The sequence below is a fragment of the Micromonospora sp. NPDC049645 genome (genome assembly GCF_040675155.1).
Classification (GTDB): domain Bacteria; phylum Actinomycetota; class Actinomycetes; order Mycobacteriales; family Micromonosporaceae; genus Micromonospora.
The window spans coordinates 547,217-573,189 of record NZ_JBFAOI010000003.1 but is presented as its reverse complement, the minus strand read 5'-3'; the positions used below and the strand labels follow the sequence as shown (position 1 = coordinate 573,189).

Below are 25,973 nucleotides of genomic sequence, written 5' to 3'. Positions count from 1 at the left end.
GGGTAACCGGCGGTCGAAGGCCCGGGAAGCCGGGAGTGTCCGGAATGATGGATTTCGCCGACAACGTTGCGTAATCAGTCGACTACAGAGCATGATGGGGGCGGCGACAGCGCCACATGTCGTCCGCGCCGCCTTGGGGAAGGCGAGCCGGGCGATCGGGGGGAATTGCCGGCTGACGTGCATCGACGAGGTCGGTAGGTACTGCAAGGGGGGACGTGTACACATGGGCATGATCACTGACTGGCCGTCACTGGCGGCATGTCAGAACGGGGACCCGGACGCGTTGTTCGTACAGGGCGCCGAACAGAACGTGGCGAAGCGGATCTGCCGGAGCTGCCCAGTTCGGTACGAGTGCCTGGCCGACGCGCTGGACAACCGGATCGAGTTCGGTGTGTGGGGCGGCATGACCGAACGCGAACGGCGGGCGCTGCTGCGTCGTCACCCGCAGGTGACGAGCTGGCGCAAGATGTTCGAGGCCGCGATGAAGAAGAACAGCAAGGACAAGGCCGGCAAGGACAAGATTCTCGTCAGCGCGGCCAACTGACACCGGTCACGGCCGGCTGATCGCCGCGCCGATCGTCCGCAGCCCGTCGACGTCGTGCACGTCGGCGGGCTGCGCCGTCACCGAGACCGCCGGCACCAACGGGAACGCCTCGGTGAAGCGCGCGGCGACCTGCTGCTCGCGTACCGCCTGGCGAGCCAGCGTCGCGTGCGCCCGCAGCACGTCGGCGGTGGCCTCATGCCCACCCAGCTCGGTCAGCCGCTCGGCGGCGACCCGGCTCTGCTCGGCGCCCAGCTCCGGGACCACCGGGCGGTGCACCCGGTTGAGCACCAGGCCGGCAAGCGGCATCCGCTCGTCGCGCAGCCGACCCGCGAAGTAGGCGGCCTCCCGGACCGCGTCCGGCTCCGGTGCCGCGACCAGCAGAAAGGCCGTCTCCCGTGCCTGCAGGATGCGGTACGTCTGCTCGGCTCGCTGCCGGAAGCCACCGAACATCGAGTCCAGTGCGGCCACGAAGCCGGACAGGTCGGTGAGCAGCTGTGCGCCGAGCACCTTCTGCACCACCTTCGAGAACATCCCGAACGAGGCCGTGACCAGGCTGAACATGCTCCGGCCGCCGCTGCGCGCAGGGGCCAGCAGCAGGCGCAGCATCCGGCCGTCGAGGAAACGGGAGAGTCGAGCGGGCGCGTCCAGGAAATCCAGTGCCGAGCGGGACGGCGGCGTGTCGACGACGATCAGATCCCACTCGCCCCGGGCGTGCAGCTGACCCAGCTTCTCCATCGCCATGTATTCCTGCGTGCCGGCGAAGGTCGAGCTCATCGCCTGGTAGAACGGGTTCGCGAAAATCTCCGCGGCCTTCGTCGGATCGGTGTGCTGAAGCACCACGTCGTCGAAGGTGCGCTTCATGTCCAGCATCATGGCGTGCAACTCGCCGCCGCTGGCCTCGACGTCGATCCCCTTGACCTGGCGCGGGGTGTTGTCCAGCTCGGTCAGGCCCAGCGACTGGGCCAGCCGGCGGGCCGGGTCGATGGTGAGCACCACCGTGCGCCGCCCGTGCTGCTCGGCGGCGCGCAGCGCCAACGCGGCGGCCGTGGTCGTCTTTCCCACTCCGCCGGCACCGCAGCACACGACGATCCGCACGCCGGGGTCGGCGAGGATCTGGTCGACGTCCAGCTGCGGCGCCGCGTCTTCGGAAGGCACCAATCGAGCGTATCGGGCCGGTGGGTGTGCGCGCCCGTGCTGCGCTCAGGTGTGAGTCATTCGGCGCGGACGAGGGCCCGGGCCAGCGTCGCGAGCCCCGCCCGGTCCACCCCGTCGGGCAGCAACGGCAGCTCGATCATCGGCAGCCCCAGCTCCACCAGGTCGGCGCGGAGCGAATCCTCCAGTTCGCGCCGGATGAACTGGTCACGTGCCTCGTCGTGCAACCCGGCCACGATGTCGCGATCGGCCGGCAACCCGGCGGCGACCAGCCCGCGCTTCAACTCGGCGGCGGTGACCGCCCGGCCGGCGGGCAGCGGGGGCCGGGTGCCGTTGACGATCACCTTTCCGACGCCGAAGCCGAGCGCGGTCAGGTCGGCGATCGCGTCGACCGTCTCCTGGATCGGCATCTCCTCCAGCAACGTGACCACGTGCACTGCGGTCATCGGGGACCGCAACAACGCGGCGACCCCCTCGCTCTGGGTCTTGATCGGGCCCACCTTCGCCAGCCGGGCGGTCTCCGCCGTCACGTTGAGGAACCGGCCGATCCGCCCGGTCGGCGGAGCGTCCAGCACCACCGCGTCGTACGCGCGTCGCTGCCCGGTGGTGCGGGTGGTGGCCTCCTTGACCTTGCCGGTGAGCAGCACGTCCCGCAGGCCCGGCGCGATGGTGGTGGCGAAGTCGATGGCACCCAGCTTGCGCAGCGCCCGGCCCGCCGCGCCCAGCTTGTAGAACATGTCGAGGTACTCGAGCAGCGCCTCCTCGGCGTCCACCGCGAGCGCCCGCACCTCACCGCCGTCGGGGGCGTCGGCGAGGTGTCGCTCCTCGTAGGGCAGCGGGTCGATGCCGAACAGCTGGGCGATGCCCTGCCGCCCCTCGACCTCGACCAGCAGGGTGCGCCGGCCACCGGCGGCGAGCGCGAGGGCGAGGGCCGCCGCCACGCTGGTCTTGCCGGTGCCGCCCTTACCGGTCACCACGTGGAGGCGGGCTGACCATCCGGTACCGGCCGGGTCGATCGGCCTTTCAGCTGCACACACCCGTCGAGCCTATCCAGGCTCGGCGGTCACGCGACCTCGCAGACCCACCAACCCGTCTTCTGCACCACCGTGAAGCGCAGCTCCTGGTCCGCCACCTTCTCGTCGGCGGTGGTCATGGTGAGCCGGGTGGAGACGGTGGCCCGTTCCCCGGTCTGGTTGTCCACCTTTGGGGTGGTCCACCGGAAGCGGGGGTTCTGGTAGGTGGAGGCGTACTTCTGCACCTCGGCCACCTTGGCGGCGATCTTGTCGTCGTCGCGCGAGGCGGCGCAGACCCGGCTGGCGGCCTTGGTCGCGTCGCGGTCCTTGTAGACCGCAGTGAGGAACTCGTCGACGGCGACACCCGGCTCCTTGGCCCCCTCGCCGGTCTCGGCGTTGCGCAGCGTCAGGAACGCCACCACACCGCCACCCACGCAGAGCACCATGATCACGACGAGTGCGATCGCCGCGATCAGCAGGCCGCGCTTCTTCTTCGGCTCGGCGGTCCCCGGGTAGGGCGGGTATGCCGGTGGGGGCGGCGGGATCGCGGCGGAGTTCGGGGTGCCCGGCCCCGCCGGCACGGCGGCCGACGTGAGACCACCGGGCGCCTCCGGCTGCCCGCCGCCAGCGCCGGGCTGCCCCGGAAAGGCCGGTGCGGTGGGCAGGGTGGGGAAGGCCGGCGAGGTGGGGGCGGTGGGGTGCGCGGGAAGCGCCGGCTGGGCGGGGGACGTGGGGAGGGCGAGCTGACCGGGCGCGGCGGGGGCCGGCTGGCTGGGGATGGCCGGCGCGCCGGGTTGACCGTCCGGACCAGGGTGGGCCGGAGGGTGAGCGGGTGAGCCGGCCTGGTCGCCGCTGGGCGGTTGGGTCATGTCGTTCCCCCAGGGGTGCGGCGCCCGCCGCCACCCCTGGCGCCGAGCGTGATCGAGCGGGCGGCCGGGCGCTGTGCGACCCGTCCGACCGGAAGGGTAGCGGTCGATGACCGGATCGGTGTCGCCCCGGCAGTGCCGCGGGGGTGCATCGATTCGAACTCCGTACCCGCGTCGAAAGCGGTGTCGGGCCTCCGACCTGCGGTGTGTCGCATATGTGACTGTTGGTAACGCCTTGTGCGCGTCCTGTTGGCGGGACCGTGGCCGCAGACCTACCTTCGTCCCGGTGCGGGGGGCCGGAACGGACGAATGGGTCCGGGCCGGAAGCATGGTCCGAGAGGTACGACCGGAGGCAGTGCATGCGCGACGCGGACAACATCCCTCGCACCCAGTTCCCGACGAACGACCGGCCGCGCCGGCCCGGGTCCGTGGTCGAGGCCGGCGGGCAGGCCACCAGCCAGCCGATCAACGAACGGTCGTACCGCCGGATGCCGGAGCAGACGGAGGCGGCTCGGGTGCCGAGCCAGCCCGCCGAACGGGCCCGGGACGACGACGAGCCGGGCTTCGTCATCCACCTGCCGATCCGGGTGCCGGATCTGACGGCGGCGACCGTGCTGGCCGGCCGGGTCGCCGTGTCCCTGGGCTTCCTGCCCGAGCTGGACGCCGGCGAGACCACGGTTTCCAACGCCGACGATCAGAACAACAGACACCGGGTCTTCTGTGACCTGCTGCTGCCCGACCGGTCCCGCTGCCCCCAGGGGTACGAGCACGAAGGGCTCTGCGGGGAGTTGCCGGCCGCGCCGGAGCAGCGTCCCGTGCCTCGTCCGGCCAGCGGACCGTAGGCTGTCCCTCGAACAATTCCGCACCGAGAGGGAGCCCTTCAGCGATGCAGAAGTGGGAATACTCCACGGTCCCGCTGCTGGTCCACGCGACCAAGCAGATCCTCGACAACTGGGGCGAGGACGGGTGGGAGCTCGTCGCCGTGGTCCCCGGCCCGAACCCGGACCAGCTGGTCGCCTACCTGAAGCGGCCGAAGGCGTGAGCGCGAGGCGTGCAGCGCGGCGCAGCCCCACGGTCGAGAACACCGGGGTGACGCGGTGAGCAACGGTCCGCACGCGAAGCTCGCCGAGCTGGGGCTGGAACTGCCCGAGGTCGTGCCGCCGGTGGCCAGCTACGTCCCGGCCGTGCAGTCCGGGCAGCACGTGTACGTCTCCGGCCAGTTGCCGATGGCCGAGGGCAAGTTGCTCGCGACCGGCAAGGTCGGCGCCGGGATCTCCGCCGAGCAGGCGAAGGATCTGGCCCAGCGGTGCGCGCTCAACGCGCTGGCCGCGGTCGACTCGCTGGTCGGCCTGGAGAACGTGGTCAAGGTGGTCAAGGTGACCGGTTTCGTGGCCTCCGCGCCCGGCTTCACCGGTCAGCCTGCGGTGATCAACGGTGCCTCCGACCTCTTCGGCATCGTCTTCGGCGAGGCCGGCCGGCACGCCCGCAGCGCCGTCGGGGTGGCGGAGCTGCCCCTGGACGCCCCGGTGGAGATCGAACTGATCGTCGAGGTCGCCTGACGCGTCCGTCCAGCATTCCTGCGGTCTTGCACTTCCGGCCCGGACGAAAGCCCTGTACCGGGATGAATCAGGGACGGCAAGTGCAAGGTCGTGGGGTGTGGCGGGCAGGGTCGTACGATCGCAGCCATGAGCGGGCACGTGACGGGGGCGGTGGCGGCGCTTGCCGACGAACTGCCCCGCTGGGTGACACTGCTGCGCGCGCCCAACCCGGGGCCGATGACCCTCGACGGCACCAACACCTGGGTCCTGCGCGCCCCGGCAGCCCGGCACGCCGTGGTGGTCGACCCGGGGCCGGCGGACGAGGGACACCTGGCCCGGATCGCCGAGCACGGCCCGGTCGGGCTGATCCTGATCACCCACGGCCACCCCGACCACACCGAGGGCGCCGCCCGGCTGAGTGAGCTGCTCGGCGGCGTGCACGTCCTCGCCGTCGACCCGGCGCACACCATCGGCGCCGAGCCGCTGACCGACCCGGGCGATTCGATCGGCGACCTCGGCCTGCACATCCGTCTGCTGCGAACACCGGGGCACACCGCCGACTCGGTCTGCTTCCTGGTCGAACACGGCGACGAGCGGGTCGTACTCACCGGTGACACCATCCTGGGCCGGGGCACCACCGTGGTCGCCCACCCCGACGGGCACCTCGGTGACTACCTGGCCAGCCTGGAGCTGCTCTCCGCGTACCGGGGGATCGTGGCGCTGCCCGGGCACGGCCCGGCGCTGGCCGACTGCGCCGCCGCCGCCGACTTCTACCTGGCCCACCGCCGGGCCCGGCTCGACCAGGTCCGGGCGGCGGTCGCCGCCGGCGCCCACACCCCCGCGGACGTGGTGGCGACGGTCTACGCGGACGTGGACCGCTCGCTGTGGTGGGCGGCCGAATGGTCGGTCCGCGCGCAACTGGAGTATCTGGGTGTCGGCACCGGGGAATCCGCGCCCGGGGCCAGTGGGTTGGAGCACATGTGACCTGCCCCGTGTGTGGAACCGTTGCCGTTCCCGGTGCGCGGTTCTGCCACAACTGCGGTGCCGCGCTGCCGGCCGCCGCGACGTTGCCGGCGGCCGAGCGCCGGGTGGTCACCGTTCTCTTCGGCGACCTGTCCGAATTCACCTCCTGGTCGGAGGACCTCGACCCGGAACGCGTCGGCGCGGTCACCGACCGGGTGCTCGCGGCCCTCGCCGGTGCGGTGAAGACCTTCGGCGGGCACGTCGACAAGCTGACCGGTGACGGCATCATGGCGGTCTTCGGCGCCCCGGTGGCGCACGAGGACGACGCCGAACGGGCCGTCCGGGCCGCCCTGTCCATGCAACGGGCCGTCCGCCGGGTGCTCGACGACGAGCGGGGCGGCGGCGCGCCGCTCGGGCTGCGCGTCGGGCTGAACACCGGTGACGTCATCGCGGGGATCCAGGCCGCCATCGAGTACACGGTCATCGGCGACACGGTGAACACCGCGGCCCGGCTCGCCGACGCCGCCGCGGTCGGGGCCGTCTACGCCGGTGGGCGCACCGCCGCGGCCACGCGCCACGTCTCCTCCTGGCGGGCACTGCGGCCGTTGCGGCTCAAGGGCAAGCGCGAGCCGGTCGAGGCGTACGAGCTGCTGGGTCTGCTGGACGCTCCGGGCACCCGCTCGGGGCTCGGCGACGAAGCGCCGTACGTCGGCCGGGAGACGGAGATCGGTCGGGTCGCCGGCCGGCTCGCCGAGGTGATCGACCAGGGTGACCCACGGGTGCTGCTGATGACCGCCGAGGCGGGCATCGGCAAGTCCCGGTTCGCCGCCGAGGTGGAACGCCTCGCCGCCGGGTACGACGTGGGCGCCGGCCGGTACGCGGCGCACACCGGCGCCCGGGTGCTCTCGGTGCGCTGTGCCGCGTTCGGTGAGCGGCGACGGCTCGCGCCCCTGGCCGACCTGGTGCGCGCCGCCGTCGGCCTGCCCAGCGACGCCTCCACCGCGCTGACCCGCCCGGCCGTGGAGGAGCGGCTGCGCCGGCTCGGGCAGCGGCTGGCCCGCTCGGGTGCGGAGACCGCGCCGATCGCCACGGAGCAGCTGCTCGCCCTGCTCGGCTACGCCGAACTCCCGGCGCACGGTGGCACCGACAGCGGCGAGTGGGGTGGATCGGGGGCTCCGCCCGCGGACGCCGAGGTGGTGCCGAGCGCGGTCGCCGACCTGCTCAGCGGGCTCGCCTCGGAGGCGCCGCTGGTGATCGTGGTGGACGACCTGCACGATGCCACCACCGAGACGATCAGCGCCCTCGGGCTGACCCTGTCCAAGCTCACCGGCCCGGTGCTGGTGCTGCTGCTCGGTCGCCCCGAGTTGGTGCGTACCGCGGGGGCGTTGACCCGGGTCGCGGACGCCGAGGTGCACTCGCTGCCGCCGCTGCGCGGGGCCGACGCGGCGCGGCTGCTCACCAGCTACCTCGGTGGCGGCAAGCTGCCGCAGGCCGACGCCGACCGGTTGCTCGCCACCGCGCAGGGCAATCCGTTCTACCTGGCCGAGCTGGTCACCCTGCTCATCGAACGCGGAGCGCTCACCACGGAATCAACGCGCGGGGCGCGCGCGACGGTGGAGCGGCCCGGCACCGGCGAGCGGGAACAGGGTGGGTCGACCGGCTGGCGGTTGGTGCCCGGTTCGCTGGGCAGCCGACTGCTCTCCCGGGACCTCGCGGCCGTGCTCGCGGCCCGGATCGACGCGCTGCCGCCGGACGCCCGGTCGGTGCTGCGCGACGCCGCGGTCACCGGTGACACGGTGCCGACCGGCGCGCTGGAGGCGATGCGCGAGCAGCGCGCCGGCCGCGACGGTCGGCCGTCGGCGGTGGTCGCCGTGGAGCTGGACCGCGCCGTCGAGGAGTTGCTGCAACGCCGGATGCTGCACCGCTCGCGTGCCGGCTACTCGTTCGCGACGCCGCTGATGCGGGAGGCCGCGTACGCCGGGGTGAGCAAGGCCGAACTGGCCGAGCGGCACGCCGCGTTGGCCCGCTGGGCGGCGCCGGCGGACGACGCCACCCCCAGCACCGTGGGCGGGTTCACCGACGAGGCCCGGGACGACTTCGTGGCGACGCACGTCGAGCGGGCCGCCACGCTCGCCGACGCGGTGAAGCTGCGCCCGGACGCGTCGGCTCGCGCGGTGGTCCCGCTCGGCGTCGCCGCGCTCGGTCGGGCCGCCCGTCGGTCGCTCTCCGCCGGGGAGCCGGCCATGGCCGTCGAGTACGCCGAGCGCGCCACCGAGCTGGCCCGCGAGGGGGTGCCGGCGGCCGATCGGGTGGTGCACGCACGCGCGTTGCTCCAGGTCGGCCGGGTCTCCGACGCGTTGGCGTACGCCGAGAAGATCGCCGCGAACGCGGGAGACGAGATCACCCGGGTCAACGCCCTGCTGTTGGCCGGGCAGGCCCAGGAGACCCTCGGTGATCAGGGCCGGGCGGTGACCGCCTGGCAGGAGGCGTTGCAGGTGGCCACGGCGGGTCAGCTGCCCATCCAGCGCGCCACCGCGATGCGCCGGCTCGGCATGGCCGACTTCGTGGCGGGGCGGCTGAGTCAGGCGAGCAGCCGGTTGGCCGCCGCGTACCAGGTCAGTCTCGGCGCGCAGGACCGACGCGGGCAGGCGTGGTCGCTGCAGAACCTGGCCTGGGTCACCACCACCCGGGGTGACTTCGCCGGCACCGACGCGGTGCTCGGTCGGGCCGCCCGGCTCTTCGCCGAGCTGAAGGACCCGTACGGGCGGGCCTGGCTGCGCGGCACCACCGCGTTCGCCCGGTTGCTCGCCGGCCGTCTGCGCGAGGCGTGTCGGATGGCGCAGGTGTTCCTGCCGTTCGGCGAGCGGGTCGGTGAGGCGTGGGCGGTGGGCACGTTGCGGGCGGTGGCCGCGTTCGCCACCGCCGAGCTGGGTGACCTGGCCGAGGCGGACCGGGAGGCCCGGCGCGCGTACCGGGAGTTCGCCGCCGCCTCCGACGACTGGGGACGCGGGTTCGCCCTGGTGGTCCGGGCGGTCGTGGCGCGCGGGCTGGGCGAGCCGGAGCACGCGGCGGACCTGCTCACCGACGCCCTGGCGTACGCGGAGCGAACCTCGCACCCGCTGCTCACCGGGATGGCCGGCACGCTGCGGGGCTTCGTCGCGTTGGACATGGGCGACTGCGCGACGGCCGAACGGGTCGCCCGTGCCGTGCTGACCGCCGTGGAACCGCACAACCCGCAGGCGCCGGCGCAGGTGGCACCCCGGGTGCTGCTGGCGACGGCCCGCCTCGCCGCCGGCGACTCGGCGACCGCGGTCGGGTTGCTCGCCCCGGTGGCCACGGCCGCCGCGAACGCGCCTTCGCTGCTCTTCTCCCGCCGCCAGACGATGGCCCAGTACGCTGCGGCGTTGCTCGCTCACGGTCAGCGGGAGCAGGCGTTGGACTGGGCCCGCCGGGCGGTCACCGCACCGGCCGAGGACGTGCGGAGCCAGGTGATCGCGGCGAGTGTGCTGGCCGAGGCGCTGGCCGCCACCGGACGTCCGGCGGAGGCCCTGTCCTGCGCCGACGAGGCGGTCCGCCTGGCGTACGCGACCGAGCAGCGCAGCGAACGAGCGGCGGCGGACGCCCTGCGCGCCCGCCTGGCCGCCCTGGTCTGACCACCCGGCCGGGGTGGGCAGGTTTTGCCGGTTCCGGGGATGTGGTGGTCGGGGTGAGGGGCTAGCGTGTCACCACCGTGTGCGGGTCCACAGTGGTGACCCTCGCCGTGCCTGGGGAGGCTCTTCATGAAGCTGCCGCGATCCATCGCGGGCTGGACCATCGCGGTCTTCGGCGTGTTGGCGCTGGTCATGGGTGCGGTGGGGCTGCTCTGGCCGGAGGCGCAGCTGCGCATGCTCGGGTTCGAGGTGCCGGAGACGCGGGCCGTCGGTGACCACACCGGGACGTTCCTGCTGGCGTCCTCGATGGCGGCGTTCAACATGGGCGTCTACTACCTGCTCGCCACGGTGACCGAGTGGCGGGTGTTCTACCGGTTCACCGTGGTCTTCCGGCTGGTCACGTTCACCGTGTTCACCATCGCGGTGCTGGCCGACATCGCTCCCGACCGGTTCTTCGGGGTGGCGGCGTGGGAGGGGCTGGGGGCCGTGGCCACCGCCGTCGGCCTACGCCTGGACGCCCGCCGGGGTGTCCCGGCCGGCGGTGCCACATCGGCCGAGGGTGCCAGGACGACCGCGGTCGCCGAGGAGGGTACCGGTCCCGCCGATGCCGCTTCGGCGGACGCGGCGCGCTGAGCCATCGGTCGGGTTGGGTATTTTCGAGCGGTGACCGACACCCCGACCGGCGGCCCGCCAGTGCCGATCGTGCCCGGTCTGACCGATCTGCGGGTATTTGCCCGGGGTGGGTACGCGACCGTCTACCAGGCCACCCAGATCTCCGTGGGGCGCGAAGTCGCCGTCAAGGTGGAGAACCGGACGCTGGACAGCGAGCGCGACCAGGCCCGCTTCCTGCGCGAGGCGCGGGCGGCCGGTCGAATGTCGTCACACCCGCACGTGGTGGACCTCTTCGACGTGGGTGTCACCGTCGATCAGCACCCCTACCTGATCATGGAGCTCTGCGACGGCTCGTACGCCGAACGGATGCGCACCTCACCGCTCGGCCCGGTGGAGGCCCGTGACCTCGGCATCAAGATCGCAGACGCGCTGGCCCACTCGCACGCCGCCGGGGTGCTGCACCGGGACGTGAAGCCGGCCAACATCCTCTACTCGCCCTTCAACTCCGCGGTGCTCGCCGACTTCGGGCTCGCCGTTCTCGCCGAGCACCGGGACGCCTCGGTCACCCTGGAGGTGCTCACCCCGGCGTACGCGCCGCCGGAGATGTTCAGCCACAGCCCGCCGTCGCCCGCCGTCGACGTGTACGCGCTCTGCGCCACCCTGTACGCGGTGATGCACGGTCGACCGCCGCGCTGGCAGTCCGAGCGCAACCCGAGCCTGGTCACCGTCCTGGAGATGTTCAACCAGCCGCTCCCCGCCCTGCCCGGCGTACCGGACGAGCTGATCGACGTGCTGCGCGCCGGCATGGCCAACGACCCGGCCGAGCGTCCCTCCGCCCTGGAGTTGCACGACCTGCTCGCCAGCCTGCCGCTCGGCACGCCGGCGACGCCGGTCAGCGGCGCTCCGGTCGGCGGTGGCGCGACCCTCTCCGGCCCGTACGCGGCCAGCCAGCCGGTGCCCCGCCCGCCCGTCGAGGACACGCAGCGGGTCGCGCCCACCGGCCGGCGCTGGCGGCGCTGGCTCTTCGGAGGTGCGGGTGTGCTCGCGCTCGCCGCCTCCGCGACCGCCGGGGCCTGGGTCGCCGACCGGGCGCCACCACCCACCCCGTACCCGTCGGCCACCCAGATCGCCGCGCCGGCGACCGGGGCGCTGCCCGGCTGCGCCACCGGCGCCGGTGCGCCCACCGCGCTGCCCGAGGGCGCCCGGTGCCTGCCCGAGCTGGAATGCTTCGGCCCGATGCGGATCCGCGGCAGCCGCGCCGAGGCGGCGCGACTGTCCTGCGCCGGCCCACACACCTGGGAGACGTACGCCGAGGGCATCCTGCCGGTGTCACTGGTCGGCGCCGACTACGACGAGGTGGTCGCCGCCGAGCCGGTACGACAGGTCTGTAGCGCCACGACGTTTCGGCTGACCACCGGGATCAGCAAGCCGACCGGCTGGCATCTGGAGGTGCTACCGCCGGTCGACGGCAGCATCGACCGGACCTACCGGTGTCTGGCGGGGCGGGGCGTCGACGCGCTCACCGCGCCCACCCTCACCGGCCGCTGAGCCCGTTCGACCCGCGCCGCCGGTCACGCACCGCACGCAACGCGTCCCGACTGTCGAGTGCGTCGAGGGTGTCCGCGTCGATCCCGTACGGCATCAGCTCGGGCGGCCCGACAGTCGCCGACCGGTCCACCGGCTCCGGGTCGTCGACCTGACGAGCGGCGGAGACGGCGACCCCGGTGACCATGGTCAGCAGCACGCAGAGCAGCGCGAGGACCACGCCGAGGAGATCCTGCCGGCGCCACACGACCAGCATGACCAGCGGTGCGAGGGCGCCCAGCGCCGCGAGCACCGCCACCGTACGCGCATCGGGTCTGGACAATCGACTCACCCGTCCAGCATGTCGTCACGAGGCCGGCTGTCAACCGCGAAGCCGACCGCCGCGCCGATCGACGTCGATCCGAGCGGCCCGCCCGACATGATCGGTGGCATCCACACGGATTGGACGAGAACCGCTACTCTCGGTGTCCCGCAGGCTCTTTCAGCAGCGAGGTCGCCCATGAACTCACGCAGTTCGCAGTCCCGGCTCCGCTCGATCGCGTCGACGTTGGCGGTCGCCCTCGCGCTGGTGCTCGCCGCCGCCGCCGGGTGCGACAGTCGCAAGGAACCGGACCTGCCCTCGGTGCAGGAGAAGATGCGCGAGACACACATCTACGGCCAGTCGAAGCTGCGGATCGGTGTCGCCACGAACGAGCCACTCATGGGTGAGCTGCGCAACGGCCAGCACGTCGGGTTCGACGTCGAGATCGCCCGGTACATCGCGGCCTCCCTCGGCTACGAGGGGGACCAGCGGCTGGAGTTCGTCTCGGTGGCCACCGAGGACCGCATTCCGTCGCTACAGGGCGGCACCGTCGACCTCGTGGTCTCCAGCTTCTCCATGACCGAGGACCGTAAGCAGCTGGTCAGCTTCGCCGGGCCGTACTTCGTCACCACGCAGGAGGTGATGGTGCCGGTCCGACTCAAGGACAAGGTCCGCACCATCGAGGATCTGCGCGACCCGGTCTACAAGGTCTGCACCAGCGGTGGCTCCACCACCGAGGCCGAGCTGGAGAAGCACCAGGTCAAGACGTTCGTGGTCAAGGACGTCGGCGACTGCGTCGATGGCATCCGGAAGGGCCGGTACGACGCGGTCAGCTCCGACGAGTCGATCCTTGCCGGCTTCCTGGCCAGTTTTCCGAAGGAGTTCGAGATCGTCGACATGCCGTTCGGCACCAGCGAGTTGCTGGGCATCGGCGTGCCGATCGGCGATCCGGCTCTGCGGGACCTGGTCGCGTTCTTCCTACAGAAGAGCTACGAGCAGGGCCGCGACGGGCAGGCCAGTCCCTGGCTGACCGCGTACAACCGGACCCTGGGCCCGTGGCTGAAGGCCGAGAAGCGCCAGCCGCAGCCGTTGGAGGTGCCGAAGCTGGTCGACTTCGACGACAAGGCGCCGGCGAAGTGAGCGCGGCGCCGACCGCCACCGGCGGCGACGGCCCGGTCCCGCCGCCCCGCGCGTCCGTGCCCGACGACTCGACGACGGCCGACGGTACGGCGTCGTCGTCGATCGCCGATCAGCCAGCCACCGGCGCGTCGGGTGACGTCGCCTGGCCGGCCGGGGTGCCGGTCGCCGCGCCCGCCGCGCCGGTCGTCGCCGAAATCGAGCCCGGTCGGGTCCGCTGGGATCCGGCGGAGCGACGCGCCCGCGCCAGCCAGTCGTTCTGGACGGCCGTGGTGGGCGTCCCCGCGATCTTCTCGGTGCTCCGCCTCGGTGTGGAGGCCGGCGGCGAACTCCAGACCACGCTGCTCCTGGTGGCCAACGTCGGGCCGGTCAACCTGCTCGCCGGCTTCCTGACCACGGCGGCCCGGCTGCTCTCCACCGGGCTGGTCGCCGTCTTCGCGCTCGGCGCGGTGCTGGCGGTCAGCGCGGACCGCCTTCCGCCGGGCACCCGTCGTCGCCCGCTCTTCGCCCGCTGGGCCGACATCACCCCGGCCTGGGTGGTGCTGGCCAGCTTCCTGCTCGCCCTGATCACCTGGCCGTTGCTCTATCTTCCGTTGCTGTTGCCGGCGTTCGCGGCCGCGTTCCAGCTGCGCCCCGGGCGACTGCATGAGCGGCTCGTGCCTCGGCTGTTGCTGATCGGCGCGGTGCTCGCCGGGTACGGCTGGCTGATGCTGCCAACGCTGCGTGACGCGGTGCAGCAGGGCGATGAGTGGCTGGTGCTGGCGCTCCTCGTGGTGCCTCCGTTGCTGGCCCTGTTCATCGCCGGGCCGCTGCCGGGGCTGGTGATCCGGCCGCTGGCGTCGGTGACCGAGGTGGCGGTGCTGGCCACCCTGGTCTGGGCCGCGGTGCCGGTGATCAGCACACCGGTGTTGCCGCTGACCGTCACCACGGTGGGGCCGGAGAGCGGGCCCACCGAGGACGTACGCGGGCACGTGGTCACCACCGACGACGTCAACATGGTGATCCTCCAGGAGAAGGGCGGCGTCCGGTACGTCCCGGTCGGTCTGGTCCGCGCCCAGGTGCTCTGCCCCAGCGAGGAGGAGTTGCCCCGTCACCAGCTGCGCATCCTCGACTTCCACGTCGAGGATTCCCTGCTGGAGGGCATGGGCCGCCGGGTCCGCCCGGTGCACCGCATCGACGCCGCCTGCCGTACCCCGGCCTGACGGCCGTCGCCGGGCCGTCGCCGGGGCGTCGCCGGGCGTGATCGACTCGGTTTTCAGGAAATCGGGGCGTTAATGGCCCTCGAACACCCCGAAATCAAGAAAACCGAGTCGATCACACCCGGGCGGCAGGCAGGCCGGGGGTCAGTACGACTTGTCCTGGCCGAGGACGTGTTGGGCCACGAAGTTGAGGATCATCTCGCGGCTGACCGGGGCGATCCGGCCGGCCCGGACCGCGCCGAGCAGGGTCGCCACCCCGTACTCGGTGGTCATGCCGGCCCCACCGAGCACCTGGACGGCGGTGTCCACGGCGAGCGCGGCGGCCTCCCCGGCGGCGTACTTGGCCATGTTGCCGGACACTCCGGCCTCCAGGTCGCGGCCGGCGTCGTACAGGGTGGCCGCCTTCTGGATCATGAGGCGGGCCAGCTCCACCTGCACCGCCGCGTGGGCCAGCGGATGCGACACCCCCTGGTGCGAGCCGATGCTCCGACCACCCCAGACCTTGCGGGTGGCGGTGTACTCGCTGGCCCGCTCGATGGCGTACCGGCCGGTGCCGGCACCCATCGCGGCCACCGTGATCCGCTCCGGGTTGAGCCCGGCGAAGAGCGCCGGCAGCCCGGCGTCCAGCGACTCACCGAGCAGCGCGTCGGCGGGCACCCGCACGTCGTCCAGGTAGAGCAGGAACTGGTTCTCCGGAGACACGATCTCCATGTCCAGCTTGGAGCGGGTCAGCCCCGCCGCGTCGGTCGGCACCAGGAACAGCGCCGGCTTCAGCCTGCCGGTGGAGGAATCCTCGGTACGGGCCACCACCAGCACATGACCGGCCTCGTCGACCCCGGAGATGTAGCACTTGCGGCCGTTCAGCAGCCAGCCGTCGCCGTCGCGGCGAGCCACCGTGCCGAGCCGGTGGAAGTTCGACCCGGCCTCCGGCTCGGTGATCGCGAAAACGATCTTCTGGGAGCCGTCGGCGAGGCCGGGCAGGTGCCGCTTGCGCTGCTCCTCGGTGCCGTGCCGGTACAGCACCGTCGCCGCGATGGCGGGGGAGACCACCAGCAGCAGCAACGGGCAACCCGCCGCGGCCAACTCCTCGCAGACGATGGCCAGCTCGGTGATGCCGCCGCCCCCGCCGCCGTACTCGGTGGGGATGTTGACCCCCAGGTAGCCGAGCCGTCCGGCCTCCGCCCAGAGTTCGGTGGTGTGCTCGCCGGCCTTCGCCTTCTCGACGAAGTAACCGTGGCCGTAGCGGCGGCCCAACGCCCGCACGGCGTCGCGCAGCTGGTCCTGCTCGGGAGTGAGGTCGAAGGTCATCGGGGGTCCTCCTCGGGGCTCGACGGCTCCGGGTCGTGGTGCGACGCGGGGAGGTCGTCGAGAACGGCAAGCACGGCGCCGGTCCGCACCTGAGCGCCGGTCGGCACGGGCAGCTCGGCGACCACGCCGTCGACCGGGGCGAGCACGGGGTGTTCCAGCTTCATCGCTTCCAGGGTCAGCAGCGGTTCGCCGGCCGTGACCCGCTGGCCGACCTGGACGTGCACCCGGGTCACCGCGCCGGGCAGGGGCGCGAGCAGCGACCCGGCCGCCACCTCCGCGGTGGGCAACGGGAGGCGCGGCAGCTCGGTCAGGCTCGCCGACCCGTCCGGGCCGTCCACGAAAACCGCCGACCCCACCCGGTGTACGCGGTACCCGCGCCGAACCCCGTCGACGTCGAACACCACCCGGGCGGGGGTGGCCTCGACCAGCACCACGGTGGGCCGCTCGGCGGAATCCTCGGCCGGCGGGTTGCTGGACCAGTCGGCGAGCCGTCCGGCCCGGTCCAGCCGGTAGTGGATCTCGACCTCGTGGCCGTCCGGTCCGACGAAGCGGGTGACCTGCGCAACGGCGGGCACGTTGCGCCAGCCGGAGGGAAGCCCGGAGAGCACCGGCGCGGTGGCCCGACGGTGCGCGGCGCCCGCCAGCGCGGCGGCAAGGGCGGTGACCGGGACCTGGTCGGCGGGGAGCAGCGGTTCGAAGACCTCCGGGTGCCGGTCCAGGAAACCGGTGTCGATCTCCGCAGCCGCGAACTCCCGGCTGCGCAGCACCCGCACCAGCAGATCGCGGTTGGTGGCCACCCCGTGCAACTCGGCCCGGGACAGCGCGCCGGCCAGCAACCGGGCCGCCTCGGCCCTCGTCGGTGCCACGGCGATCAGCTTGGCGAGCAGCGAGTCGTAGTGGACCCCCACCACCGATCCCGCCACCACGCCGGAGTCGAGCCGCAGGCCTGACCGCTGGAGCCAGCCGAACTCGCGGTCCACCCCCGGCACGCTGAAGCGGTGCAGGGTGCCCGTGGCGGGCCGCCAGCCCAGCGCCGGCTCCTCGGCGCAGAGCCGTACCTCGATCGCGTAGCCGCGCGTGGCGGGGTAGTGGTGGGGCTCGGGCAGCGGGGCACCCTCGGCCACCAACAACTGCATCCGGACCAGGTCCAGCCCGACCGGGGTGATCAACTCGGTGACCGGGTGCTCCACCTGGAGCCGGGTGTTCATCTCCAGGAAGAAGAACTCGCCGGTCGGGGCCAGCAGAAACTCGACTGTGCCGGCCCCCACGTAGTCGACCGCCCGCCCGGCAGCCACGGCCGTCTCGTGCAGCCGCTCCCGCAGCCCCGGCGGGAGATCCCCGGGCGCCTCCTCGATGATCTTCTGGTGCCGGCGCTGGATCGAGCACTCCCGGACGCCGAGGGCCGCCACCGTCCCGTGGGCGTCGCCGAAGATCTGCACCTCGACGTGCCGGCCGCGCTCGACGTACCGCTCGATGAAGACCGTGCCGTCGCCGAACGCCGCAGTCGCCTCGCGGCGCGCGGAGGCGACGGCCTCGGCCAGGTCGTCGGCCGCCCGGACGATCCGCATCCCCCGGCCACCGCCGCCGGCGGACGCCTTCACCAGCACCGGGAAGCCCGTGACCTCGTCGGTGTCGGTCCAACTGGGCAGCATCGGCACACCCGCGTCGGCGAGCAGCGCCTTCGCCGCCAGCTTGTCGCCCATCGCGGCGATCACCTTGGCCGGCGGTCCGACCCAGGTCAGCCCGGCGTCGGTCACCGCCGCCGCGAACTCGGCGTTCTCGGCGAGGAAGCCGTAACCGGGGTGGACGGCGTCCGCGCCGCTGCGCCGGGCCGCCTCCAGGATCTTCTCGACCCGCAGGTACGTCTCGGCCGGCGTGTTCCCGGGCAGCCGCACCGCCAGGTCGGCCTCGGCGACGAACGGCGCGTCGGCGTCCGCGTCGGAGTACACGGCGACGGTCTGCACGCCCACCGCTCGGCAGGTGGCGAAGACCCGGCGGGCGATCTCGCCCCGATTGGCCACGAGCAGTCTGGTGATCATGTCAGCCCCTCAGTGCCGGAAGACGCCGAAACCGTCGGCGCCCCTCACCGGTCCGTTGTGGATCGCCGAGAGGCAGAGCCCGAGAACCGTCCGGGTGTCCCGAGGGTCGATCACCCCGTCGTCGTAGAGCCGGCCGGACAGGAAGAGCGCGCCGGACTGCGACTCGATCTGCTGCTCGACCATCATCCGCATCGCCGCGTCGGACTCCTCGTCGTAGTCACGCCCCCGGGCGGCGGCCGCCTGCCGGGCCACGATGGACAGCACTCCGGCGAGCTGCGCCGGGCCCATCACCGCCGACTTCGCGTTCGGCCAGGTGAACAGGAACCTCGGCTCGTACGCCCGGCCGCACATGCCGTAGTTGCCGGCCCCGTACGAGGCGCCCAGGTTGACCGTCAGGTGCGGCACCGTCGAGTTCGACACCGCGTTGATCATCAGAGCGCCGTGCTTGATGATGCCGCGCTGTTCGTACTCGGTGCCGACCATGTATCCGGTGGTGTTCTGCAAGAAGATCAACGGGGTGTCCGAGGCGTTCGCGAGCTGGATGAACTGGGCCGCCTTCTGCGCCTCCGCGCTGAACAGCACCCCCCGGGCGTTGGCCAGCACCCCCACCGGGTACCCGTGCAGCTCGCCCCAGCCGGTGACCAGCGCGTCCCCGTACGCCGGCTTGAACTCGTCGAAGTCACTGCCATCGAGGATCCGGGCCAGCACCTCACGGGGGTCGAACGGCACCTTCAGGTCGGCGCTGGTGATGCCGAGCAGCTCCTCCGGGTCGTACTTGGGTGGCCGCGGCACCGCCGTACGCGGCGACGGGCCCTGCTTGCGCCAGTTCAGCCGGCGGACGACCTGCCGGGCCAGCCGGATGCCGTCCCGCTCGTCGGTGGCCAGGTAGTCGGCCAGCCCGGACGTGCCGGCGTGCATCGCCGCGCCGCCCAACGACTCGTCGTCGGTGACCTCACCGGTCGCCATCTTCACCAGTGGCGGACCGGCCAGATAGACCTGCGACCGGTCCCGAATCATGATCACGTGATCGGACATCCCCGGCACGTACGCGCCACCGGCCGTGGCGTTGCCGAAGACCACGCTGACCGTGGGGATGCCCGCCGCCGAGAGCCGGGTCAGGTCACGGAACACCCGACCACCCGGGATGAAGATCTCCGCCTGGGTGGGCAGGTCCGCCCCGGCCGACTCGACCAGGTTGACCATGGGCAGCCGGTTGGCCAGGGCGATCTCGCCGGCCCGCCGGGTCTTGGCGAGCGACCACGGGTTGACCGCGCCGCCGCGTACCGTCGGGTCGTTGGCGACGATCAGGCACTCCACGCCCTCGACCACCCCGATGCCGGTCACCACGCTGGCTCCGACCGGGAAATCCGTGCCGTACGCGGCCACCGGCGACAACTCCAGGAACGGGCTGTCCGCGTCCACCAGCAGCTCGATCCGCTCCCGGGGGAGCAGCTTGCCGCGCTTGTGGTGGCGGGTCACGTACTTCTCGCCGCCACCCGCCCGCGCCTGGTCCAGCGCGGCGTCCAACTCGGCCAGCCGCTCCAGCAACGCCGCCCGGTTCGCCGCGTACCCGGGCGCGGACGGGTCGACCGCGCTGTCCAGGATCGTCACCGTGCCTCCTTCGTTCGCGACTGCGGGGCTCGCAAACCCGGCTCACTCCTCGCGCTCACAGACCCATGCCCTTCGCGATGATCTCGTTCATGATCTCGGTGGTGCCGCCGCCGATGCCGAGGATCCGCGCGTCGCGGTAGTGCCGCTCCACCTCGGCGTCGCGCAGGTAGCCGAAGCCGCCGTGCAGCTGCAACGCCTGGTCGACGACGTGGTCGCAGGCGGCCACCGCCACGTTCTTCGCCATCGCCACCTCGGTCACCACCGGCTCGCCGGCCGCGACCCGACCCGCCACCTCGTGCACGTACGACCGGGCCGCCTCGGCGCGCGTGTGCATCTCCGCCAACCGGTGCCGGATCAGCTGCCGGCTCGCCAGCGGACGCCCGAAGGTCTCCCGGTCCCGACACCAGCGGACCGCCAGCTCGACGCAGCGCTGCGCGGTCGCGTACGCCTGGGTGGCCAGCGAGAGCCGCTCCGCCGCGAAGTGCTGCATGATGGCCAGGAAACCGGTGTTCTCCGCGCCGATCCGGTTGGCCACCGGCACCCGCACGTCGACGAAGGACAGCTCGGCCGTGTCCGAGCAGTGCCAGCCCAGCTTCTCCAGCCGGCGTCCCACGGTGAACCCGGGCGACCCCTTGTCGATGACCAACAGGGTGAGCCCGCCGCTGCCGGGGAAGTCGGTACACACCGCCGTGGTCACGAAGTCGGCCCGGTGCCCGCTGGTGATGTACGTCTTCGACCCGTTCACCACGTAGTGGTCGCCGTCGCGCCGGGCGGTCGTGCGGATGCCGGCCACGTCGGAACCGCCGTCCGGCTCGGTGACGGCCAGCGCGCCGATCATCGTGCCGGACAGGGTGGGCCGGACGTACCGCTCGATCAGGCCGTCGTCCCCCGGGGACGAGGTGCGGCCGAGCCGACCGCCCAGCGAGCCACCGGTGCGGGCGCCGGCCGCCGCGACCATGTGCGGCAGCGCGATGCCATGCGTGAACAGGGCCGCCACCAGCCCGGACGAGCCGCCGGCGCGGATCATCTCCTCGGTCACGATGATCGAGTCGAGCAGGTCGCCGCCGCTGCCACCAACCGACTCCGGGAAGCCGATGCCGAGCAGGCCGAGCTTCGCGGCGGTCGCGTGCAGCGCCCGGGGCACCTCGCCGGCCCGTTCCCAGTCGTCCAGGTGCGGCAGCACCTCCCGGGTCACGAACGCCCGGGTCAGCTCGCGCAGCTGCCGACGCTCGGGGGTGTCCACGATGCTCACGGCTCGACTCCGGCGGGCAGGTCGACGATTCGGGCACGCAGCAGCTCACCGAGCGCCTTGGCCTGCGGGTCGAACCGGGTCGACGCGGCCACCCCCGCCCCGAGCAGACCCTCGATCACGAAGTTGACCGCACGCAGGTTCGCCAACTCGTAGCGCCGCACCGACAGCGACGCAATCTCCGGCAGGAGTTCGGCCAACCGCTGCACGGTCAACCAGCTCCGCAACCACGCGTACCCGGCGTCGGAGCGCGCCCACACACCGAGGTTGGCGTCCCCGCCCTTGTCCCCGGATCGCGCGCCGACCAGCTCGCCGAGCGCCCCGCGCCGGATCGGGCCGACGACCGCCGCGTCGCCCCCCGGGGCCGTCTCGTCCCGCGCCGTGGCTGCGGTGCGGATCGGCGGGGCGATCGGCACCCGCTCGCCGTCGGGCAGCACCGCGACGTGCGCCACCGCGTCCTGCGGCACCGCGTCGGCGGTGAAGACGCCGTACGGTGTCGCGTCCCCGGGCAGCGTGGTCAGCGTGCAGCCCGGGTACGAGGCCAGCGCCAGTTCCACCGCGGCGGCCGAGAACGCCCGCCCGGCCCGTGTCCTGTCGCCGTCACGCAGGTGTACGTGCAGTAGCGCACTGGCCGCCTCGGTGTCGGCGGCGTCCGGGTGGTCGGTTCGGGCCAGGGTGAACTCCAGCCCGTCCTTGCCCACCGCCTCCTCGATCTGTCCCCGGACCAGGGCCGCCTTCGCCTCGATGTGCAGACCGCAGAGGACGAACGTCATCGAGTTGCGGAAGCCACCGAGGTTGTTGACGCCCACCTTCAACGTGGGCGGTGGCGGCGTGCCCCGTACCCCGGAGACCCGGACCCGGTCGGGCCCGTCGGGATGCAGCGTCACCGTGTCCAGTCGGGTGACCACGTCCGGCCCGAGGTACGCCGGCCCGCCGATCTCGTAGAGCAGTTGGGCGGTGACGGTCTCCACGGTGACCGCGCCGCCGGTGCCCGGATGCTTGGTGAGCACCGTCGAGCCGTCGGGGTGCACCTCGGCGATCGGGAATCCGGGCCGGTGACCGCCGTCGGGCAGTTCGGTGAAGAAACTGAAGTTGCCACCGGTGACCTGGGCGCCGCACTCGACGAGGTGCCCCGCCACGGTGGCTCCGGCCAGCTCGTCGAGGTCGTCGCGCCCCCACCCGTACCTGGCGATGGCCGGGCCGACCACCAGCGACGCGTCGGTGACCCGGCCGGTGACCACCACGTCCGCCCCGGCGTCGAGGCAGGCGGCGATCCCGAACGCGCCGAGGTAGGCGTTCGCGCTTAACGCGTCCGGCCGCTGGATGGTGTCGCCCTCCACGTACCCGATCCGCGCCGGCAGGCCGAGCCGGTGGGCGAGCTTCTCGATCGCGGCGGCCAGGCCGGCCGGGTTCAACCCACCGGCGTTGGTCACGATCCGCACCCCTCGGTCGAGGGCGGTGCCGAGGCAGGTCTCCAGTTGCCGCAGGAACGTCTTGGCGTAGCCCAGGTCGCTGTCGCGCAAGCGGTCCCGGGCGAGGATCAGCATGGTCAACTCGGCCAGGTAGTCGCCGGTCAGCACGTCCAACTCGCCGCCGTCGAGCATCTCCCGCCAGGCGCTGAACCGGTCGCCGTAGAAGCCGGAGGCGTTGCCGATGCGGATCATGCCCGTACCCCGCTCCCGCCGGCCGGCTCGCGACCGTCACCCGGCGGCCCGGCGAAGGCCTGCGCCACGTCGAGCCACTCGTCGGCGACCGGACCGGTGGCGACCAGAGCGAGGTCCGCGCGGTGTCGGCGCTGGGTGACCAGCAGGCAGAAGTCCCGGGCCGGGCCGGTGAGCCGGTCGGCGGCGTCCGCCGGACCCCAACTCCAGGTGTCGCCGCCGGGCCCGACCAACTCGACCCGGACCGGCGCCGTCGGTGCCGCCCGGCCGTGCGCGGCGAAACCGTGCCCGAGGGTACGCACGCCCAGGTGCGCCACGTGTCGGAGTCGATCGCTGTCCGGGCGGACCACGTCGAGAGCGTCGGCCACGTCCGCGCCGTGCGCCCAGGTCTCCATGAGCCGGGCGGTGGCCATCGAGGTGGCCGACATCCGGGTGCCGTACCACGGCAGTTTCTCGTCGGCCGGAACGGCGGTCAGCGCGTCGACCAGCGCGCTCCGCCCGGCCCGCCAGCGCGCGAGCAGTTCGGCCGGCGGGGCGAGGAACTCCTCGACGCCGTCGTCGACGAGTCGGGTCACGTCCGGCGCGGCGGTCACCGTCGCGTAGAACGCTTCGGGATCGGTCGCGGCCAACAGCGCGACGTGGTCGGTCCAGGCGAGGTGGGCGATCTGATGCGCGACGCTCCACCCCGGCGCGGGGGTCGGCCTCGCCCAGTCGGCTGCGGGCAGTAGCGCCACCAGGGCATCCAGTTGGGCGGACTCGTCGGCCAGATCCGTGAGCAGATCGCTGAGGTCGACCATGGTGCCTCCGGTCGGTGGTGGCCGGTGCGGCCGGCGGTCAGGGCGTGAGCAGGGTGGCGAGCTGGCGCTTCCAGGTGGTCAACAGGGCGGTACGACGTGCGGAGTCGTCGCTGAGCAGGTTGGCCACCCCGAGCCCGCGGAGCAGGTCGAGCGTGGCCTGCACCGCTTCGCGGACACCGGGTCGCCGCTCGTCGACACCGAGCAGGACGACGGTGAGCCGGTGCATCTCCCGCCCGACCGTCGCCTCCAGCGGCACCAGAGCGTCGCGAAGCTCCCGATCGGTGCGGGCGGCGACCCAGAGTTCGAGCGCGGCCACGAACAGCGGCCCGGTGAACGCGACGGCGAGCAGGTCGACCACCCGGTCCAGACGTTGGGGACCGGCCGGCAGCGCCTCGGCCTCGGTGCGCAGCTCGTCGGCCCGCCGCTCGGCCAGATGGGCCACGGCGGCGGTCACCAGCGCCGCCTTCGTCGGGTAGTGATGCAGCTGGGCGCCACGCGAAACACCGGCCCGTGCCGCGACGACGGTGGTCGTGGTGCCGGACCAACCGTGCTCGATCAGGCAGTCGACGGTCGCCTCCAGCAGCCGGGTCTGGGTGGCGCGGCTGCGTTCCTGCTGAGGGACGCGCGTCGATGCGGTGGGCACGGGGACAGCCTGCGGCCTCCGAAACAAACAGTCAAGACTGACTTTTTCGAGGGTTCGGAGGTGCCGGCGCTTGGGTCCGGGTCCGGGTCCGCGTCCGGGTCCGGGTCCGGATCTGGCCCGGGTCCCGCGGGCTCAGCCGTCAGCGGCGGCCGGCAGCGGAATCGGCATCGGCATCGGCCGGCATTCGGGGGTCGGACGCCGGTGGACACTCCTGTAGAGCTGCCCCGGCAGTGGGGCAGGCCGGGCCGCGCGGCCCGGCCGCCCCGCCTGGCAGCACCCAAGCGCCGAGCGCGCCGACCGGGTTGGCCCTTGTCCCGCCGGGTTGGCCCTTGCCGATCGGGTTGGCCCTTGCCCGCTGGGGTTGGGCTTTGCCTCGACGGGGTTGGCCTTGCCTCGACCGGGGTGGTCCTTGCCCGCCGGGGTCGGCCCGACCGAGTTGGCCCGACCGTGGGCTGCCCCAGATCCGGGGCAGCTCTACAGGCAGCGAGCATGGACCCTCCCCGAGCCGACCCGGGCTCGCCGACCCGATACCACCCATTTCACTCTGACGCTGCCCGCACCCCGGCTGCCGCCCGCAGCCACGGTTGCCACCTCAGCGGCCGTCGCGGGGGCCGAAGGCGACCAGCGCGTCGGCGTCGCTGTGCTGGGAGCGCAGGTACTCGTCGGCCCAGGCGGTGGCGTCGGGGAAGGTCGACTCGGCGGCCACCCGGGCGCAGGCCGCGTCCACGTCGAAGGCGGTGCGGCGGAGTTGAGCGCCCGGCCCGAGCAGTGCCCACCACGCGCCCGCGCCCCCGTACGGCATGCCGATGCTGCCCGGATTGACCACCAGACGCCGGTCGACAAGTCGGGTGAAGGGCATGTGCGTATGGCCGCACACCACCGTGGAGACCTCGGCGGGGAGACCGTCGAACACCTCCGCCCAACGCGCCATCCGCGAGTCGACGAGCACGACCTCCTCGTCGTCGCGGGGGGTCGCATGGCAGAACAGCGTCGGGCCGAGGCCGTCGATCTCCAGCGTGGCCGTCGCCGGCAACGCGGCGAGGCGGGCCACCTGGTCGTCGCGCAGTTGCCTGGCGGCCCAGTCCGACACCTCGATCGACGCCGGGCGGCCGGCGCGGGCCTCGACCAGCTCGCGGTCGGCGTTGCCGCCGACCCAGCGCACCCGGTCGCCCAGGTCGGCGAGCACGTCCAGCACCTCGACCGGTTGTGGCCCCGCGGCGATGTCACCGGTGAGCACGATCAGATCGGCGGTGGCGACGTCCGGCTCGGCCAGTACGGCCTCCAGTGCCGGCAGGACGCCGTGGATGTCGGAGAGAACGGCAACACGGTTCACCATGGCCCCACCCTCACCGCTGGCGCCGCCCCGAGGCGAGTGTTTCTGCGCCAGGCAGACGACAACGTCCCCGCCAACCGTCGATGACGGCAGGCGGGGACGTCGGATTCTGCTCAGACGCGGGCGCGGCGGGCCAGCCGCTCCGGGTCCAGGATGATGATGCTCTTGCCGTCCAGCCGCAGCCAGCCGCGCGAGGCGAAGTCGGCGAGCGCCTTGTTGACGGTCTCCCGGGAGGCGCCGACGAGCTGGGCGATCTCCTCCTGGGTGAGGTCGTGGGTCACCCGCAGAACCCCGCCGTCGCGGGTGCCGAAGCGGCCCGCCATCTGGAGCAGGTTCTTGGCGACCCGGCCCGGCACGTCCGTGAAGATCAGGTCGGCGAGCGAGTCGTTGGTCCGGCGCAGCCGCCGGGCGAGCACCCGGAGCAACTGCTCGGCGATCTCCGGGCGGTTGTTGAGCCACGGCCGTAGCGCCTGCTTGCGCAGCCGCACCAGCCGGGTGTCGGTCACGGCGGTGGCGGTCGCCGTGCGCGGACCCGGGTCGAAGAGCGACAGCTCACCGACCATGTCCGACGGCCCCATCACCGCGATCAGGTTCTGCCGGCCGTCCGCCGCGCGGCGACCAACCTTGATCTTCCCGGACAGCAGGATGTAGAGACTGTCACCGGGCTCGCCCTCATTGAAGACGATCTCGCCCTTGCGGACCTCGATCGTCTCCATCTCCTTGGCGAGCGCCTCGGCAGCTTCCGGGTCAACACCCTGGAAGATCCCGCTGCGGGCCAGTACCTCGTCCATTGCGCACCTCCGGTTGCGCGT

The 25,973-nt window shown here is 72.9% G+C and carries 23 protein-coding genes; 10 read left to right on the top strand and 13 right to left on the bottom strand.

The genetic code is table 11. The features are described 5' to 3' along the window. Positions 1-223: 223 nt before the first annotated feature. Positions 224-544: a WhiB family transcriptional regulator gene (locus AB0J33_RS11230; protein ID WP_030328078.1), complete on the top strand. Its 321-nt coding sequence runs from the start codon at positions 224-226 to the stop codon at positions 542-544. A gap of 6 nt (positions 545-550) precedes the next feature. Here the strand turns inward: AB0J33_RS11230 and AB0J33_RS11225 are convergent, their stop codons facing one another. Genes AB0J33_RS11225 through AB0J33_RS11215 form a run of 3 tightly spaced genes read right to left on the bottom strand, consistent with a single transcriptional unit; the run spans position 551 to position 3,290 of the window. Continuing rightward, complete coding sequence (locus tag AB0J33_RS11225) at positions 551-1,702, bottom strand: ArsA-related P-loop ATPase (RefSeq protein ID WP_363612235.1); 1,152 nt, start codon at positions 1,700-1,702, stop codon at positions 551-553. 53 nt (positions 1,703-1,755) lie between these two features. Next, positions 1,756-2,733, bottom strand: a complete 978-nt coding sequence (locus AB0J33_RS11220) for an ArsA-related P-loop ATPase (protein WP_363612233.1) — start codon at positions 2,731-2,733, stop codon at positions 1,756-1,758. Between the two features lie 26 nt (positions 2,734-2,759). Further along, positions 2,760-3,290: a hypothetical protein gene (locus AB0J33_RS11215; protein WP_363612402.1), complete on the bottom strand. Its 531-nt coding sequence runs from the start codon at positions 3,288-3,290 to the stop codon at positions 2,760-2,762. Between the two features lie 644 nt (positions 3,291-3,934). On the opposite strand from AB0J33_RS11215, the gene AB0J33_RS11210 reads away from it, so the two are divergent. From AB0J33_RS11210 to AB0J33_RS11180, 7 genes are all read left to right on the top strand, one after another. Then, positions 3,935-4,417, top strand: coding sequence for a hypothetical protein (locus AB0J33_RS11210; protein WP_363612231.1), 483 nt, complete (start codon positions 3,935-3,937; stop codon positions 4,415-4,417). A gap of 44 nt (positions 4,418-4,461) precedes the next feature. Further along, a complete protein-coding gene (locus AB0J33_RS11205) occupies positions 4,462-4,617 on the top strand; it encodes a DUF4177 domain-containing protein (protein WP_007466198.1) in 156 nt (51 codons plus the stop codon). A 55-nt stretch (positions 4,618-4,672) separates the two neighbouring features. Next, positions 4,673-5,134 (top strand): RidA family protein, encoded by a 462-nt coding sequence (locus AB0J33_RS11200; RefSeq protein WP_124856656.1) that lies wholly within the window; start codon positions 4,673-4,675, stop codon positions 5,132-5,134. Positions 5,135-5,260: 126 nt separating this feature from the next. Further along, positions 5,261-6,097: an MBL fold metallo-hydrolase gene (locus AB0J33_RS11195; RefSeq protein ID WP_363612229.1), complete on the top strand. Its 837-nt coding sequence runs from the start codon at positions 5,261-5,263 to the stop codon at positions 6,095-6,097. Continuing rightward, positions 6,094-9,729 (top strand): adenylate/guanylate cyclase domain-containing protein, encoded by a 3,636-nt coding sequence (locus tag AB0J33_RS11190; RefSeq protein ID WP_363612227.1) that lies wholly within the window; start codon positions 6,094-6,096, stop codon positions 9,727-9,729. Before AB0J33_RS11195 ends, AB0J33_RS11190 begins: the two co-directional genes overlap by 4 nt. Positions 9,730-9,855: 126 nt before the next feature. Then, positions 9,856-10,359 (top strand): hypothetical protein, encoded by a 504-nt coding sequence (locus AB0J33_RS11185; RefSeq protein WP_363612225.1) that lies wholly within the window; start codon positions 9,856-9,858, stop codon positions 10,357-10,359. Between the two features lie 30 nt (positions 10,360-10,389). Next, complete coding sequence (locus AB0J33_RS11180; RefSeq protein ID WP_363612223.1) at positions 10,390-11,886, top strand: serine/threonine-protein kinase; 1,497 nt, start codon at positions 10,390-10,392, stop codon at positions 11,884-11,886. On the opposite strand, the gene AB0J33_RS11175 is transcribed toward AB0J33_RS11180, so the two are convergent. Further along, complete coding sequence (locus tag AB0J33_RS11175; protein WP_363612221.1) at positions 11,873-12,214, bottom strand: hypothetical protein; 342 nt, start codon at positions 12,212-12,214, stop codon at positions 11,873-11,875. The genes AB0J33_RS11180 and AB0J33_RS11175 overlap by 14 nt on opposite strands. Before the next feature lie 168 nt (positions 12,215-12,382). On the opposite strand from AB0J33_RS11175, the gene AB0J33_RS11170 reads away from it, so the two are divergent. Together AB0J33_RS11170 and AB0J33_RS11165 are read left to right on the top strand one after the other, a co-directional pair. Continuing rightward, complete coding sequence (locus AB0J33_RS11170) at positions 12,383-13,324, top strand: transporter substrate-binding domain-containing protein (RefSeq protein ID WP_363612219.1); 942 nt, start codon at positions 12,383-12,385, stop codon at positions 13,322-13,324. Further along, positions 13,321-14,523, top strand: coding sequence for a hypothetical protein (locus tag AB0J33_RS11165; RefSeq protein ID WP_363612217.1), 1,203 nt, complete (start codon positions 13,321-13,323; stop codon positions 14,521-14,523). Before AB0J33_RS11170 ends, AB0J33_RS11165 begins: the two co-directional genes overlap by 4 nt. 141 nt (positions 14,524-14,664) lie before the next feature. Here the strand turns inward: AB0J33_RS11165 and AB0J33_RS11160 are convergent, their stop codons facing one another. The 9 genes from AB0J33_RS11160 to AB0J33_RS11120 all read right to left on the bottom strand — a co-directional run bounded on the left by AB0J33_RS11160 (position 14,665) and on the right by AB0J33_RS11120 (position 25,952). Beyond that, positions 14,665-15,828: an acyl-CoA dehydrogenase gene (locus AB0J33_RS11160; protein ID WP_363612215.1), complete on the bottom strand. Its 1,164-nt coding sequence runs from the start codon at positions 15,826-15,828 to the stop codon at positions 14,665-14,667. Next, positions 15,825-17,867 (bottom strand): biotin carboxylase N-terminal domain-containing protein, encoded by a 2,043-nt coding sequence (locus tag AB0J33_RS11155; RefSeq protein WP_363612213.1) that lies wholly within the window; start codon positions 17,865-17,867, stop codon positions 15,825-15,827. Before AB0J33_RS11155 ends, AB0J33_RS11160 begins: the two co-directional genes overlap by 4 nt. 9 nt (positions 17,868-17,876) lie before the next feature. Continuing rightward, on the bottom strand, positions 17,877-19,478 hold the full coding sequence (locus AB0J33_RS11150; protein WP_363612211.1) for a carboxyl transferase domain-containing protein: 1,602 nt from the start codon (positions 19,476-19,478) through the stop codon (positions 17,877-17,879). Positions 19,479-19,533: 55 nt separating this feature from the next. Continuing rightward, positions 19,534-20,730: an acyl-CoA dehydrogenase family protein gene (locus AB0J33_RS11145; RefSeq protein ID WP_363612209.1), complete on the bottom strand. Its 1,197-nt coding sequence runs from the start codon at positions 20,728-20,730 to the stop codon at positions 19,534-19,536. Beyond that, the gene (locus AB0J33_RS11140; protein ID WP_363612207.1) at positions 20,727-22,391 is read right to left on the bottom strand and encodes an acyclic terpene utilization AtuA family protein; all 1,665 of its coding nucleotides are present in this window, start codon (positions 22,389-22,391) and stop codon (positions 20,727-20,729) included. Before AB0J33_RS11140 ends, AB0J33_RS11145 begins: the two co-directional genes overlap by 4 nt. Further along, a complete protein-coding gene (locus tag AB0J33_RS11135; RefSeq protein ID WP_363612205.1) occupies positions 22,388-23,185 on the bottom strand; it encodes a TIGR03084 family metal-binding protein in 798 nt (265 codons plus the stop codon). Before AB0J33_RS11135 ends, AB0J33_RS11140 begins: the two co-directional genes overlap by 4 nt. A 37-nt stretch (positions 23,186-23,222) precedes the next feature. Beyond that, entirely contained in the window at positions 23,223-23,828 is a 606-nt protein-coding gene (locus tag AB0J33_RS11130; RefSeq protein ID WP_363612203.1) for a TetR/AcrR family transcriptional regulator, read from the bottom strand. A gap of 592 nt (positions 23,829-24,420) precedes the next feature. After that, positions 24,421-25,164, bottom strand: a complete 744-nt coding sequence (locus AB0J33_RS11125; RefSeq protein ID WP_363612201.1) for a metallophosphoesterase family protein — start codon at positions 25,162-25,164, stop codon at positions 24,421-24,423. A gap of 110 nt (positions 25,165-25,274) precedes the next feature. Beyond that, positions 25,275-25,952 (bottom strand): Crp/Fnr family transcriptional regulator, encoded by a 678-nt coding sequence (locus AB0J33_RS11120; protein ID WP_007466162.1) that lies wholly within the window; start codon positions 25,950-25,952, stop codon positions 25,275-25,277. Positions 25,953-25,973: the final 21 nt, after the last annotated feature.